The sequence below is a fragment of the Nocardiopsis sp. CNZ308 genome, assembly GCF_004217075.1.
On the sequence record NZ_SHKJ01000001.1, the window covers coordinates 3,520,707 to 3,534,765 of the forward strand.

Consider the following 14,059-nt stretch of genomic DNA (forward strand, 5'->3'; position numbering starts at 1 on the left):
TGGAACTCCATCTGGGCTGCCCGCGGTCCGGTCCCGGCCCGCGCGGGGGCGAAGCCGGTACGCGGTCCCGGGGGCGGCACGCGGACCGGAGTGCGGCGACGGTAGCGCACCCCGCGTGACGGGTACGGTGACGCCATGACCAAACCCTACAGTGACGCCCTGGTGGCGGACGGGCCGCTGTTGTTCGTCTCCGGACAGACCCCCGAGGGGCCCGGGGGAGAGGTCGCCGGGGACATCGGGGGGCAGACGCGCCAGATCTTCCGCAACCTGGAGGCCGTCCTGTCCCGCCACGGCGCGGACCTGGGCCACCTGGTCAAGCTCACCTACTACCTGCGCCACATCTCCGACCTGGAGGAGTTCCGCTCCGCCCTGCTGGAGTGCCTGCCCGACGGGCGCCTGCCCGCCGCCTCCCTGGTGGAGGTGAGCGGACTGGTCGACCCCACCCACCTCGTGGAGGTCGAGGGGGTCGCCTGCCTGCCCTCCGGGAGGTAGGCGTGCTGGAGCGCTTCGCCGCGCACCTGTCGGGCGAGCTGGGGCGCTCGCCCCACACCGTGCGCGGCTACCTGGCCGACCTGCGCTCCCTCCTGGCACACCTGGAGGAGCGGGGGCGGGGCGTGCGGGACCTGGACGTGGACCTGGTGCGCGGGTGGCTGTCCCGCGCCCGCGACGCGGGCGCGAGCCGCGCCACCGTGGCCCGCCGCGTGGCCGCCGTCCGCGCGTTCACCCGGTTCCTGCACCGCGAGGGCGTGCTGGCGGCCGACCCCGGCCCGCGCCTGGCCGGCCCGGCGCAGCAGCGCTCCCTGCCCACGGTGCTCGACGAGCGCCAGGCCGCCGCGGCGCTCGCGGGGGAGACCGACGGGACCCCGACCGGTCTGCGCCGCCGCGCGGTGGTGGAGACGCTCTACGCCACCGGAGTGCGCGTCGCCGAGCTGTGCGCTCTGGACCTCGCCGACGTGGACCGCGAACGCGACACCGTGCGCGTCCTGGGCAAGGGGGCCAAGGAGCGCACGGTCCCCGTGGGCGGTCCGGCCCTGGACGCCCTCGACGCCTGGCTGAGCGGCGGCCGCCCGGAGATGGCGGGCGCCACCAGCGGCTCCGCGCTGTTCCTGGGGGCACGGGGCGGCCGCCTGGGCGTCCGCCAGGCCCGTGAGGACGTGCACGCCCACCTGCGCGCCGTCGGTGCGGACAGCGCGCCGCACGGTCTGCGGCACAGTGCGGCCACCCACCTGCTCAACGGTGGCGCCGACCTGCGCAGCGTGCAGGAGTTCCTGGGCCACGCCAGCCCGCGCAGCACGCAGATCTACACCCACGTGTCCGTGGAGCGCCTGCGCGACACCTACCGCCGGGCCCACCCCCGCGCCTGACCGCTCCCCGCGCTGCCGCGGGCCCCTCGCGGTGCGCCTGGTCGGCGTACCGCGCGCCCGCGCCCCGCCCGCGGCGGTGATCAGGAGGGCGCGGACGCGGCCCCGCCCGGGGCGGTTCCCCGGGGCGATTCCGGGGTCCGGGAGCCGTCCGCTCCGCCGTCGGCGGGCGTCGGCGGGGCCGGGGCCGTCCGCGCCCGTGCGGCGACGCGGGCGGCGGGACCGGCAGCAGGCGGAACTCGCCCAGGCCGAGCAGGGAGAGCGGATCGAGGTGGTCGTCGCCGCGGAGCAGGCCCCAGTGCAGGCAGGGCCGGTCCGGGCGGTGCGGCGGCGCGGCGGCGAGCGTGCCCAGGACGTCCCCGGCGGCGACCGGGTCGCCGCGGACCAGGTCGGACTCCACCGGCAGGTAGGTGGTGCGCAGGTCGCCGTGGGCCACGCTCACCAGAGGTGTGCCCGCCACCTGGCCCGCGAAGTGCACCCGCCCGGCACCGGCCGCGCGGACCTCCTGGCCGGGCTCGGCGGCCAGGTCCACGCCCAGGTGCCCGGGCAGCCAGCGCTGTTCGGGCGGGTCGAAGGGGCGCAGCACCCGGACCGGTGGGTCCACCGGCCAGCGCCAGTCGGCCTCTGCGGGGTGGTGCGGGGACAGGAGGGAGAACACCAGGGACAGGCTCAGGAGCAGCGAGGGGGCCATACCTCCAGGGTCCGGACGCGGGGGCCGCGACGCCAGGGGGAGTCCGTGCCTGTGGACGACGCCGCCGCGGAAGAGGGGCGTGACGCGGCGCAGGTCCCGACGTATTCCCGATGGAGATAGAATCATCTGTGGCCCGTCGGGCCGATCACAATACGCACGTCCACGAGCCTCCTCAGCGAGGGGCCGCACCCGCGGTCCGCGCCGCCTCCGGGCGGTGCGGCGGTACGGCCGGGGCGTCAGGAACAACCGAGGGCGGGGTCCCTCCCCGCCACCATCAAGGAGGACCAGGTCATGGCCACAGTCGTGACGATCCGCCAGCTCCTGGAGAGCGGCGTCCACTTCGGGCACCAGACCCGTCGCTGGAACCCCAAGATGAAGCGCTTCATCTTCACCGAGCGCAACGGCATCTACATCATCGACCTCCAGAAGTCGCTGGCCTACATCGACCGCGCCTACGAGTTCGTCAAGCAGACGGTCGCCCACGGCGGCACCGTCCTGTTCGTCGGCACCAAGAAGCAGGCGCAGGAGGCCATCGACGAGCAGGCCCGACGCGTCGGCATGCCCTACGTCAACCAGCGCTGGCTGGGCGGCATGCTCACCAACTTCTCCACCGTGCACAAGCGGCTCCAGCGCCTCAAGGAGCTGGAGGAGATCGACTTCGACGACGTCGCCGGCTCCTCGCTCACCAAGAAGGAGCTCCTCAACCTTCGCCGTGAGAAGGAGAAGCTGGAGCGCACCCTCGGCGGTATCCGCGACATGTCCCGCGTGCCCAGCGCGGTCTGGATCGTGGACACCAAGAAGGAGCACATCGCGATCAGCGAGGCTCGCAAGCTGAACATCCCGGTCGTGGCCATCCTGGACACCAACTGCGACCCGGACGAGGTCGACTACCCGATCCCGGGTAACGACGACGCCATCCGCAGCGTCAGCCTGCTCACCCGCGTGGTCGCCGACGCCGTCGCCGACGGTCTCATGGCCCGCTCCGGCGCCTCCGAGGCCTCCGGCGAGCGCAAGTCCGCCGAGGAGCCCCTGGCCGAGTGGGAGCGCGAGCTCCTGGAGGGCAAGGCCGACTCGGCCGAGGCTCCCGCCGAAACCGGCGAGGCCGCCGCCGAGCAGGCTCCCGTCGAGGCCGCCGAGGCCGCCGCCGAGCAGGCTCCGGTCGAGACCGCCGCCGTCGCCCCGGCCGACGAGGTCGCCGCCGAGGCCCCGGCCGAGGCCACCTCCGAGGACTCCCCGGTCGACGCGCCCGCGAAGGCCCCCGACGCCGAGTAGTCCCGTGCCCCCGAGCACCGTCGCCGCCCCGCCGCTCCCGGCGGGGCGGCCGCTCGGTGCCCGGGGCCGGATCCGCTTCACTTTCCGTACAGACTCTCCACTCCAAGGGAATCCGAGAACAGTCATGGCGAACTTCACCGCCGCGGACGTCAAGAAGCTGCGCGACATGACCGGCGCCGGCATGATGGCCTGCAAGAAGGCCCTGACCGAGGCCGACGGCGACTTCGACAAGGCCGTCGAGGCCCTGCGCGTCAAGGGTGCCAAGGACGTCGGCAAGCGCGCCGAGCGCACCGCCGCCCAGGGCATGGTCGTCCTCAAGCAGGAGTCCGAAGGCAAGGCCACCCTCGTCGAGCTCAACTGCGAGACCGACTTCGTCGCCAAGAACGACCAGTTCATCGCGCTGGCCAACCAGGTCGCCGACTTCGTCGCCGCCCAGGACAGCGACGACCTCGCCACCGTCGCCGCCGCCGAGATCGAGCCGGGCAAGTCCCTCCAGTCCTTCATCGAGGCCAAGAGCGCGGTCATCGGCGAGAAGCTGGAGTTCCGCCGCTTCGCCAAGTTCGAGGGCGCCTACGTCGCCAGCTACCTCCACAAGTCCGACCCGGACCTGCCCCCCACCATGGGCGTCCTGGTCGAGCTGGACAAGGCTGACGAGGAGGTCGGCAAGGACCTCGCCCAGCAGATCGCCGCGCTGGCCCCGCAGTACATCGGCCGGGACGACGTCCCCGCCGAGGTCGTGGAGAACGAGCGCCGCATCGCCGAGCAGACCACCCGCGAGGAGGGCAAGCCCGAGCAGGCCATCCCCAAGATCGTGGAGGGCCGCCTCAACGGTTACTTCAAGGACGTGACGCTGCTCGGCCAGCCGTTCGTCAAGGAGAACAAGAAGACGGTCCAGAAGGTCGTCGACGAGGCGGGCGTGACCGTCAAGCGCTTCGTCCGCTTCAAGGTCGGCCAGGCCTGAGGGTTTTGAGATGATGGAGGTGCCGGGGAGACTGCTCCCCGGCACCTTCGGTGGATATGGGCGGGTGGCGGGGCGCGTGAGCCCGGCCGGCCGCATCGAGGATCACTCGGGGGACCCTGTGCCGCTCGGGGACGACAAGGGAGGCCACAGGCTGTGAACGAAGCGACGAGCACCGAACCGGCGATGCACGGTTCCGGGTGGAAGCGCGTGATGCTCAAACTCTCCGGAGAGGCGTTCGCGGGCGGCGGCGGCCTGGGCATCGACCCCGAGGTCGTCCAGTACGTGGCCGAGTCCATCGCCGAGGCGGTCTCCGAGGGCATCCAGGTCGCGGTGGTCGTCGGCGGCGGCAACATGTTCCGCGGCGCCCAGCTCACCGAGGGCGGCATCGAGCGCGGCCGCGCCGACTACATGGGCATGCTCGGCACCGTCATCAACTGCCTCGCCCTCCAGGACTTCCTGGAGCGGCTCGGTGTGGACACCCGTGTGCAGACCGCGATCCACATGAGCCAGGTCGCCGAGGCCTACATCCCCCGCCGCGCCGTCCGCCACCTGGAGAAGGGCCGCGTGGTCATCTTCGGCGCCGGTCTGGGCGCACCCTTCTTCTCGACCGACACCACCGCCGCCCAGCGCGCGCTGGAGATCGGCGCGCAGGCGGTCCTCAAGGGCACCCAGGTCGACGGGGTCTACGACTCCGACCCCCAGCGCAACCCCGACGCGGTCAAGTTCGACAAGCTCAACTACAACGAGGTCCTCACCCGCGGCCTCAAGGTCATGGACGCCACCGCGGTCAGCCTGTGCATGGACAACGGGCTGCCCATCGTCGTGTTCGACCTGATGAGCCAGGGCAACATCCTGCGCGCGGTACGCGGTGAGAAGATCGGCACCATCGTCGGTCCGGCCCCGGTCTAGACAGCCTCCGCGACCACAGCAAGCCACGACACCAGGGAGCGCCCACATGATCGAAGAGACCCTCCTCGAGGCCGAGGAGAAGATGGAGAAGGCCGTGACCGTGGCGAAGGAGGACTTCGCCACGATCCGCACCGGACGCCCCACCCCGGCGACCTTCAACAAGATCACCGTCGACTACTACGGTGCCCGGACGCCGATCAACCAGCTGGCCTCCTTCTCGGTCCCCGAGCCGCGCATGGTGGTCATCTCGCCGTTCGACGTCAACTCGCGCACCGACATCATCAACGCCATCCGCAACAGCGACCTGGGCGTGAACCCCTCCGACGACGGCCAGGTCATCCGGGTGGTCTTCCCCGAGCTGTCCGAGGAGCGCCGCAAGGAGTACGTCAAGGTCGCGCGGACCAAGGCCGAGGACAGCAAGGTCTCGATCCGCAACGTCCGCCGCCGCGCCAAGGACACCTTCGAGAAGGCCGTCAAGTCCGGCGACGTCGGCGAGGACGAGGCGCACCGCGCCCAGGCCGAGCTGGACGAGCTGTCTTCGAAGTACGTCGCGTCCGTCGACGAGCTGTTGAAGCACAAGGAATCGGAACTGCTCGAGGTTTAGCCGGTGACCCTTCCTTCCTCCAGCGACTCGGGAGGCGATGACCGCTCGCCCGAGCACAGACCCGGCGGCGGGCCGCGGGGCGGTCCCGATCCGGACGGGCAGCGCTTCGTGCTGCACAAACCGGGGGGCGAGCCGGTCCGGACGGGCCGCAACCTCCCGGTGGCCATCGCCAGCGGGTGCGCCCTGGGCGCCCTCGTGTTCTTCTCCATCTTCCCCCTGCCCCAGCTGTTCACGATCATCACCTCCCTGGGGGTGCTGATCGGCCTGCGCGAGGTCAACCGGGCTTTCGCGGGCAAGGGCATGGGCCTGGCACTGGTACCGCTGGCCGTCGGCGGCGTGGCCATGCAGGTCGCCGCCTACTTCGGGGGAACCGACTGGCTGGTGGGCACGACCGCGCTGACCGCGATCGTCGCCCTGGTGTGGCGGCTGCGCGGAGGTACGGAAGGGTTCGTGGCCGACGTCGCGGCGAACCTGTTCACCCTGGTGTACCTGCCGTTCCTCTTCGGCACGTGGCTGCTGCTCATCTCCCATCCCGAGGACGGCCAGTACCGCCTGGTCACGTTCATCGTGGTGACGATCTCCAGCGACATCGGCGGGTACTTCGCCGGGATCCTGCTGGGTCGGCACAAGATGGCGCCGGTGATCAGTCCCAACAAGACCTGGGAGGGCTTCGGCGGATCGGTCGTGGGCTGCGCCGTCGCGGGCGCGCTGTGCGTGACGCTCATGCTGGACGGCCCCTGGTGGGTCGGCGTGGTCCTGGGCCTGGCGGTCGTGCTGGCCGCCACCGTCGGGGACCTCATCGAGTCGCTGTTCAAGCGCGACCTCGGGGTCAAGGACATGGGCAGGTTCATGCCCGGACACGGCGGCCTCATGGACCGCCTGGACTCGCTGCTGATCGCCGGTCCCGTGACGTGGATGGTGCTGAGCCTGCTGCTGTAGACGGCGGCGGACGGGGCGGGTCCTTGCGGGGACCCGCCCCGTCGGCGTCCCCGCGTCTGGCCCGCCGACCGGGCGGGTGGATACGCTCGTCGGGTGGAAGAACCGCTGATCGAACGAATGCGCGTGTACGGCGAGACGGTCTTCGCCGAGATGACGCGGCTGGCCGTGGAGACCGGGTCGGTCAACCTGGGGCAGGGGTTCCCCGACACCGACGGCCCCCGCTCCCTGCTGGAGGCCGCCTCCGGGCACATCCTGGAGGGGGTGAACCAGTACCCGCCGGGGCCGGGCCGTCCCGAGCTGCGGCGGGCGGTGAGCCGGTACCGGGCCCGCCACTACGGCATCGAGCTGGACCCGGACACCGAGGTCTACGTGACCGTCGGCGCCACCGCCGGGATCGCGGCCGCGATGCTCGCCCTGGTGGAGCGCGGTGACGAGGTGATCGTCTTCGAGCCGATGTACGACTCCTACGCCGCCATGATCACGCTGGCGGGCGGGGTGCGCAGACCGGTGACGCTGCGGCCTGACCCCGTGACCGGCCGGTTCACCTTCGACCCCGCGGAGCTGCGCGCGGCCGTGGGCCCCCGCACCCGGATGGTGCTGGTGAACACGCCGCACAACCCCACGGGGACCGTGTTCACCGCCGAGGAGCTGGAAGCGGTCGCGCGGGTGTGCCGCGAGCACGACCTGATCGCGTTCACCGACGAGGTGTACGAGTTCCTCACCTTCGACGGGCGGCCGCACGTGCCGCTGGCCACCCTGCCGGGCATGCGCGAGCGGACGCTGTCGGTGTCCTCGGTCGGCAAGATGTTCGCCGTGACCGGGTGGAAGACCGGCTGGGTGATGGGGCCCGAACCGCTGGTCAGCGCGGTGCGCACGGTGAACCAGTTCCTCACCTTCTCCGCGAACGGCGCGCTCCAGCTGGCCACGGCCGACGCCATCGACCAGGAGGAGGAGTGGGTCGCCGCCCAGCGCACCGCCCTCCAGGGCAAACGCGACCGCCTGGTGGAGGGGCTGACCGGGGCCGGTTTCGAGGTGGACGCGTGCGAGGGCACCTACTTCGTCATGGCCGACATCCGCCCGCTCGGGTACGCCGACGGGGTGGAGGTGGCCCGCGCGCTGCCCCGGGAGGCCGGGGTGGCGGCGGTGCCCGCCCAGGTGTTCTACGACCGCCAGGAGGAGGGCGCGCACCTGCTCCGGTTCGCGTTCTGCAAGAGGGACGAGGTGCTGGACGAGGCGGTCGCCCGCCTCTCCGGCTGGCACGCGCGCGGGCGGTAGGAACCCGCCGCCGTGCGCTCAACCGGAGCGCACGGCGGTGTCCGTCAGGCCCGCGGGCCCGGGCGGGAGCGCGCGTCCATCACCTCGACCAGGCGCCGCTCGGCGTCGGGACCCGCGGCGATCCGGGGCAGGCGCCACATCAGGGCGGCCCCGGCCGCCCACCACACGAGCACCATCAGCCACTCGTTGGGCCAGCTCAGCGCTGCGGGCATGCCGGGCAGGTAGAGCAGGAGCAGCCCCACGGACAGCACGAGGGCCACCACGCCGACGGGGACGCCCGCCGGAACGGTGAAGGGCCGCTCCATGGCGGGTTCGCGGCGGCGCAGCACGAGGAAGCTGACCACCACCGTGACGAAGCCGACCACGATGTTCAGGCCGCCCGCGTTGACCAGCCAGCCCAGCATCGGCTCGCCGAAGAACGGGGACACCAGGGAGAGCGCGCCGACGAACAGCACGGCGTTGGACGGGGTGCGAAAGCGCGGGTGCAGGCGGCCGAACCAGGCCGGGAGCATCCGCGAGGCGGCCATGGCGTAGATGAGGCGGCTGCCGCCGATGAGGAAGGCGTTCCAGCTGGTGAGCAGGCCCGCGACGCCGCCGAGGACGAGCAGGTTGCCCATGGCGGCGCTGTCCCACGCGGCGGCGACGGCGTCGGCGGAGGCCAGTTCCGAGTCCGCCAGCTCGGCCGGACCCAGGCCCGAGCCCGCCGTCAGCATGACCATCACGTACCAGGCGGTCGCGCAGAACACCGACAGCACCACCAGGGTGCCGACCATGCGGTACGGGAGTCTGATCTCGGAGGCCGACTGCGGGATGACGTCGAAGCCGACGAAGAGGAACGGGACCGCCACCAGGACCACGAACATGCCCGGGGCGCCGCCGGTGAACAGCGGCCGCATGTTGTCCACGGAACCGCCGACGAACGCGCCGGTGACCATGGCGGCCCCGGTGAGCAGCAGGAACAGCACCGCGATGGTCTGGAAGACGCTCGCGGGCTTGATGCCGACGTAGTTGACGGCGGTCATCAGCACGGCCGCGGCCACGCCGACGGCGACCAGGCTGGCGTGGACGTCGTACCCGGCCACGGTCCACAGGCGGCCGACCGCCATGTCGGGGAAGAGGTAGACGAGGGTCTGGGGGACGGCCACGGCCTCGAAGGCGACGACGGAGACGTAGCCCAGGACCATGGCCCAGGAGGCGGTGAAGGCTCCCTTGGGGCCGATGGCGCGCATGGCGTAGTGGTGCTCTCCGCCCGCGTGCGGCATCGCGGCGACGAGCTCGGCGTAGGCGAGGCCGACGAAGGCCATGATGACGCCGCCGATCACGAAGGCCAGCGCCGCGCCCGCGCTGCCCGCCGCGCTGACGAAGTCGCCCACCAGCACGATCCAGCCGAAGCCGATCATCGCGCCGAAGCCGAGGGCGAGGACGTCGCCCCTTCCCAGCACCCGGACGAAACTCTGGCTGTTGTCGGACACGGGGTCTCCCAACGGTCGTGCCTGTGGTGCAGGACACACAAGCACGCGGCGGCGGTGAGCGGAAGGGCCCGTCGCGGAGGTTTTCGCTCCTGTTCCGCTTCCGCCGCTTCCACCGCTCGCGCACCGGGGCGGCGTCCGCACCCCGCCGCCGATCGGTGCGGACGCCCCACCCGCGAACGGGCGGTTCGGCCCGGACGCGGCGGGTGTTCCTGACGGCCGGTCAGGCGTGCGCCCGTGAGCGCGGCCCCTCAGGGCCGGGAGGCCGACGGGCTCCAGACCATGGTCCGCTGGTGCACGTGCCCTCCCTCGAAGCGCACGCCCGGTACCACGGGGGCCGGTCCGTGGGGTTCGAACCCGGCGCGCGCGAAGAAGCGCACGGCGCCGGTGTTCTCCACGAGGGTCTGCAGGTGGCAGCCGCGGGACCCCCGCGCGAGCAGCCGCTCCTGCCACTCGCGCACCAGAGCGGCGCCCACGCCGGTGCCGCGTGCCCGGGACTCGACGTTGACGTGCAGGTGGGCGGGCCAGCGCGGGTCCGAGAACTCGCCCGCGGTGGGCCTGCGCCGGAGGGCGGACACCGCCGTGTCCAGCAGTGCCCGGGCGAAGAAGGCCGCCGGTCCTCGTCGCAGCGCGAGCCGGTGCTCCCGGATCGCGCGGTCCATGAGCTCGCTCTCCCCGGGCATCGCGGAGGGGTCGGGGCAGCCGGTCAGGTAGCCCGCCATCCGACCGTCGACCAGGGCGACCAGGAGCGAGTCGGGCACGTGCTCCATGTAGGGATCCAGGTAGATGGCGGCCTCGGACGGCAGGTGCCCCCAGAGCGTTCCCGACGGCGACCCCTCGCCCGCGCGGGCGAACAGCGCCCGCAGTTCGGCGCGGTCGTCCTCGCGGAAGGTCCGGATCTCGGTACTGGCCACAACGTCGCCCCTTAACTGTGTATCAAATACAGTGTATAAGATACACAGTGCGGCGACCGGGCCGACAGGGGCCCGGGCGCCGCACCGGTGGCTCCGCTGGGATGCTGCTTTCCCACCGGCCTCAGCTCGCGGTGACCGTCCCGGGTGCCCACGGGGTTCCGGAGGCGGAGGGCGGCGGGTGGGACGAAGCGGAGCGAAGGCCCGAAGAGAACACCGCCTAGATCGTTGATGGGAAATCCCTGAAACGCCTGCGCCCATGACGAAGGGCGTCGAGGATCGGTGTGTGACGACCAACCTTGACGCCCTTCTGACAGCACTCTACGTCCATCTGGACGACGACGTGATCCCTTCGGCCAACTCACGTCCCGGCCCGGGCCGCCCACCCCTGCTCACCGACGCCGAACTCATCTGTGTCGCGGTCGCCCAGGTACTCCTGCGCTGTGATGACGAGCGCCGCTGGCTGCGCCTGGCACCGACCCGGATCGGTCACCTCTTCGGCCGCCTACCGCACCAATCCGAGTACAACCGGCGCCTGACCCACCTGGCCCCGGTGCTGTTCACCGCCGCGGGCTGGCTGGCCCGCCACACCCCCACCTGGCACGAGAAACTGCGGTTGATGGACGGCACCCCCGTGCCGTGCGGGGCCTCGCGCACCACCGTGCAGCGCTCGAACCTGGGCCAGGTGTGCGGCTACGGGCGCGACGCCTCCCACCACCGGTTCTACTGGGGGTCCAAGCTGATGCTCATCACCACCACCGACGGGGCGGTGGTCTCCTTCTCTTTGGCCAACCCCAAGGAGCTGGACGAACGCAAGCAGGCACTGCATCTGCTCCACGTCCAGCGGTGCGCGCAGGGGCCGTGCCCGATCGTGTGCGACAAGGGTTTCGCCGGGGCCGGTATCGAAAAGGCCGCGGCGGATCTGGGGCATGTGCTCGTGCGTCCCGCGCGCAAGGACGAGGTCGACACCGGGGTGTTCCCGGCCTGGTTGCGTCAGCGGGTGGAGGCGATCATCTGGACGTTGAAGAACCAGCTCGGGCTGGAGCGTCACAACGCCCGTACCAGCGAGGGGCTCTGGGCCAGGGTGTGCCAGCGGGTTCTGGCGCTGAACGCGGTGGTCTGGCACAACTGGCTGGTGGGTGCCCCGGTCAAGCGGTCGTTGATCGCTTACGACCACTGACCAGGACACATTTTCCCATCAACGATCTAGGACCCGGGCTCGAACCAGACCGCGCCGAGCGGGGGCAGGACGACCTCCGCCGAGAACGGCTGCCCGTCCCAGGGCACGGGCTCGGCGTCCACGCGGGCGGGCGCCGGGTGGCCCGACCCGCCGAAGCGCGCCTCGTCGGTGTTGAGCACCGCGTTCCACCGGCCCCCGGAGGGCAGGCCCATCCGCCGCCCCGTACGGGGCACCGGTGAGAAGTTCACCGCGCAGGCGAGCACCGAGCCGTCGTCGCCGTGGCGCAGGTACGACAGCGTGTTCCCCTCGCGGTCACCGCCGTCCAGCCAGGTGAAGCCCGCCGGTTCGGTGTCCTGGGACCACAGCGCGGCCCGCGGCCGGTAGGCCTCGTTGAGCGTCCGCACCAGGCGCTGCACCCCCGCGTGGTGCTCGAACTGGAGCAGCCACCACGGCACGCCCTCCCGGTGCGACCACTCGTCGCCCTGGGCGATCTCCCCGCCCATGAACAGCAGCTGCTTGCCCGGGTGGGACCACATGAACGCCAGGAGCGCGCGCAGGGTCGCCGACCGCTGCCACTCGTCGCCGGGCGGCTTGTTGAACAGCGACTGCTTGCCGTGCACCACCTCGTCGTGCGACAGCGGCAGCACGTAGTTCTCGCTGTAGGCGTAGACCATCGAGAACGTGACGTCGTCATGGTGGTACTGGCGGTGGACCGGTTCCTTCTTGACGTACTCCAGGGTGTCGTGCATCCACCCCATGTTCCACTTGAACCCGAAGCCGAGCCCGCCGTGGTCCACCGGCGTGGTCACGCCCGTGTAGGCGGTGGACTCCTCGGCGATCATCGCCACGTGCGGGTTGCGCCGGTAGACGGTGGTGTTGAGCTCCTTGAGGAAGTCGATCGCCTCCAGGTTCTCCCTGCCGCCGAACACGTTCGGCTCCCAGGCCCCGGAGTCGCGCGAGTAGTCCAGGTAGATCATCGAGGCCACCGCGTCCACCCGCAGGCCGTCGACGTGGAACTCCTCCAACCAGTACAGGGCGTTGGCCACGAGGAAGTTGCGCACCTCGGTCCGCCCGTAGTTGAAGATCAGCGTCCCCCAGTCCGGGTGCTCGCCCCGGCGCGGGTCGGGGTGCTCGTACAGCGCGCTCCCGTCGAAGCGGGCCAGCGCCCACTCGTCCTTCGGGAAGTGCGCGGGCACCCAGTCCAGCAGCACGCCGACCCCCGCGCGGTGCAGGGCGTCCACCAGGTGGCGGAACTCGTCCGGCGTGCCGAACCGGGGCGTGGGCGCGTAGTACGAGGTGACCTGGTATCCCCAGGAGCCGTCGTAGGGGTGGCCCGCCACGGGCAGGAACTCCACGTGCGTGAACCCCATGTCGGTCACGTACGCGACGAGTTCCTCGGCCAGTTCGGCGTAGCCCAGCCCGGGCCGCCAGGAGCCCAGGTGCACCTCGTACACGCTCATCGGCGCCCGGTGCTGCTCCACGCCCTTGCGTTCGGCCATCCACTCCTGGTCGGACCACACGTGCGTGGAGGAGGTGACCACGGAGGCGGTCGCGGGCGGCATCTGCGTGCACCGCGCCATCGGGTCGGCCTTGTCGCGCCAGTGCCCGTCGGCGCCCAGGATCTGGAACTTGTACAGGCCGCCCTCGCCGATCCCGGGCACGAACAGCTCCCACACACCGCTGGAGCCCAGGCTCCGCATCGGGTGCCCGACGCCGCTCCAGTGGTTGAAGTCGCCGATCATGCGCACGCCGCGCGCGTCCGGCGCCCACACCGCGAACCGGGTTCCGGCCACCTCGCCCATCGCGGTGTCCTCGACCCGCAGGTGCGCTCCGAGGGCGTTCCACAGCTCCTCGTGGCGGCCCTCGCCGATCAGGTGCAGGTCCAGCTCGCCCAGGGTCGGCGCGAACCGGTACGGGTCGGCGGCCACGTGCTCGGCGCCGTCCTCGTAGCGGGCGCTGATCCGGTAGTCGGGTACGGAGCCGAGCCTGCTCCGGGACACCTTCGCGGAGAACACGCCCCGGTGCAGGTGGTCCAGGCGCAGCCGCGAGCCGTCGGCCAGGACGGCGTGCACCTCCACCGCGCCCGGCCGCAGGGCCCGCACGACGGTGCCCCGGCCCTCGGCGTGCACGCCCAGCAGCGCGTGCGGGTCGTGGTGGTGGCCGTCCACCAGCCGGTCCAGGGCGGCGACCAGCTCGGGGTCGGGCCCCTTGCGCCGGGAGGCGGCCGGGGGCTTCGCCGTCGCGGCCCTCCCGTTCGCGGAGGCCCTGCCCTTGGAGACGGCCGGGGCCCGCTTCGCGGCCGGGGCCTTCTCACCGGTCCCCGCCGTCGCGGCCTTCCTGCCCGCCTTGCCCCCCGCGGGCTTCCCCGCGGCGGGTTCCACCGCGGCCGCCGTCTCGGCGACCGACACCTCCTCCACGACCGGGATGCTCTCCACGGCCTTCTCCTTCGGGTTCTTCCCGTTCGTCGCAGTCTTGGCTGCGCTGGCA

12 protein-coding genes and 1 pseudogene are annotated in these 14,059 nt (G+C 71.9%); 9 read left to right on the forward strand and 4 right to left on the reverse strand.

From position 1 onward, the window contains the following. The first annotated feature begins 135 nt into the window (after nt 1-135). Both EV372_RS15385 and EV372_RS15390 read left to right on the forward strand, forming a co-directional pair. Entirely contained in the window at nt 136-492 is a 357-nt protein-coding gene (locus EV372_RS15385) for a RidA family protein (RefSeq protein ID WP_130396534.1), read from the forward strand. A 2-nt stretch (nt 493-494) separates the two neighbouring features. Next, a complete protein-coding gene (locus EV372_RS15390; RefSeq protein ID WP_130396535.1) occupies nt 495-1,364 on the forward strand; it encodes a tyrosine recombinase XerC in 870 nt (289 codons plus the stop codon). Nucleotides 1,365-1,635: 271 nt separating this feature from the next. On the opposite strand, the pseudogene EV372_RS15395 reads toward EV372_RS15390, so the two are convergent. Further along, nucleotides 1,636-2,178 (reverse strand): annotated as a pseudogene (locus tag EV372_RS15395) (M23 family metallopeptidase); the annotation flags it as partial. 165 nt (nt 2,179-2,343) lie between these two features. Here EV372_RS15395 and rpsB point away from each other — a divergent pair. The 6 genes from rpsB to EV372_RS15425 all read left to right on the forward strand — a co-directional run bounded on the left by rpsB (nt 2,344) and on the right by EV372_RS15425 (nt 8,012). Continuing rightward, the gene (rpsB, locus tag EV372_RS15400; protein ID WP_130396536.1) at nt 2,344-3,324 is read left to right on the forward strand and encodes a 30S ribosomal protein S2; all 981 of its coding nucleotides are present in this window, start codon (nt 2,344-2,346) and stop codon (nt 3,322-3,324) included. A 124-nt stretch (nt 3,325-3,448) separates the two neighbouring features. Beyond that, on the forward strand, nt 3,449-4,285 hold the full coding sequence (gene tsf / locus EV372_RS15405; protein ID WP_130396537.1) for a translation elongation factor Ts: 837 nt from the start codon (nt 3,449-3,451) through the stop codon (nt 4,283-4,285). Nucleotides 4,286-4,468: 183 nt separating this feature from the next. Then, complete coding sequence (gene pyrH, locus EV372_RS15410; protein WP_197044425.1) at nt 4,469-5,194, forward strand: UMP kinase; 726 nt, start codon at nt 4,469-4,471, stop codon at nt 5,192-5,194. A gap of 46 nt (nt 5,195-5,240) precedes the next feature. Beyond that, nucleotides 5,241-5,798 carry a ribosome recycling factor gene (gene frr / locus EV372_RS15415; protein WP_130396539.1) on the forward strand — a complete coding sequence of 186 codons (558 nt, stop codon included), beginning with the start codon at nt 5,241-5,243 and terminating at the stop codon, nt 5,796-5,798. A gap of 3 nt (nt 5,799-5,801) precedes the next feature. Further along, complete coding sequence (locus EV372_RS15420; RefSeq protein ID WP_013151298.1) at nt 5,802-6,737, forward strand: phosphatidate cytidylyltransferase; 936 nt, start codon at nt 5,802-5,804, stop codon at nt 6,735-6,737. A 93-nt stretch (nt 6,738-6,830) separates the two neighbouring features. Further along, entirely contained in the window at nt 6,831-8,012 is a 1,182-nt protein-coding gene (locus tag EV372_RS15425; protein ID WP_130396540.1) for a pyridoxal phosphate-dependent aminotransferase, read from the forward strand. A gap of 44 nt (nt 8,013-8,056) precedes the next feature. Here the strand turns inward: EV372_RS15425 and EV372_RS15430 are convergent, their stop codons facing one another. Together EV372_RS15430 and EV372_RS15435 are read right to left on the reverse strand one after the other, a co-directional pair. Beyond that, nucleotides 8,057-9,484, reverse strand: a complete 1,428-nt coding sequence (locus EV372_RS15430; RefSeq protein WP_130396541.1) for an APC family permease — start codon at nt 9,482-9,484, stop codon at nt 8,057-8,059. A 248-nt stretch (nt 9,485-9,732) separates the two neighbouring features. After that, nucleotides 9,733-10,395 (reverse strand): GNAT family N-acetyltransferase, encoded by a 663-nt coding sequence (locus EV372_RS15435; RefSeq protein ID WP_130396542.1) that lies wholly within the window; start codon nt 10,393-10,395, stop codon nt 9,733-9,735. A gap of 283 nt (nt 10,396-10,678) precedes the next feature. Here EV372_RS15435 and EV372_RS15440 point away from each other — a divergent pair, with 283 nt between their 5' ends. Beyond that, nucleotides 10,679-11,572, forward strand: coding sequence for a hypothetical protein (locus tag EV372_RS15440; RefSeq protein WP_130396543.1), 894 nt, complete (start codon nt 10,679-10,681; stop codon nt 11,570-11,572). Between the two features lie 26 nt (nt 11,573-11,598). Here EV372_RS15440 and glgB read toward each other — a convergent pair whose 3' ends face one another. Next, the gene (glgB, locus tag EV372_RS15445; protein ID WP_275101990.1) at nt 11,599-13,764 is read right to left on the reverse strand and encodes a 1,4-alpha-glucan branching protein GlgB; all 2,166 of its coding nucleotides are present in this window, start codon (nt 13,762-13,764) and stop codon (nt 11,599-11,601) included. Nucleotides 13,765-14,059: the final 295 nt, after the last annotated feature.

Bases quoted from the DNA above. Each gene is read 5' to 3' on its own strand.
- EV372_RS15385 (WP_130396534.1), top strand. From the start codon at position 136: ATGACCAAACCCTACAGTGACGCCCTGGTGGCGGACGGGCCGCTGTTG.
- pyrH (WP_197044425.1), top strand. From the start codon at position 4,469: ATGCACGGTTCCGGGTGGAAGCGCGTGATGCTCAAACTCTCCGGAGAG.
- tsf (WP_130396537.1), top strand. From the start codon at position 3,449: ATGGCGAACTTCACCGCCGCGGACGTCAAGAAGCTGCGCGACATGACC.
- frr (WP_130396539.1), top strand. From the start codon at position 5,241: ATGATCGAAGAGACCCTCCTCGAGGCCGAGGAGAAGATGGAGAAGGCC.
- rpsB (WP_130396536.1), top strand. From the start codon at position 2,344: ATGGCCACAGTCGTGACGATCCGCCAGCTCCTGGAGAGCGGCGTCCAC.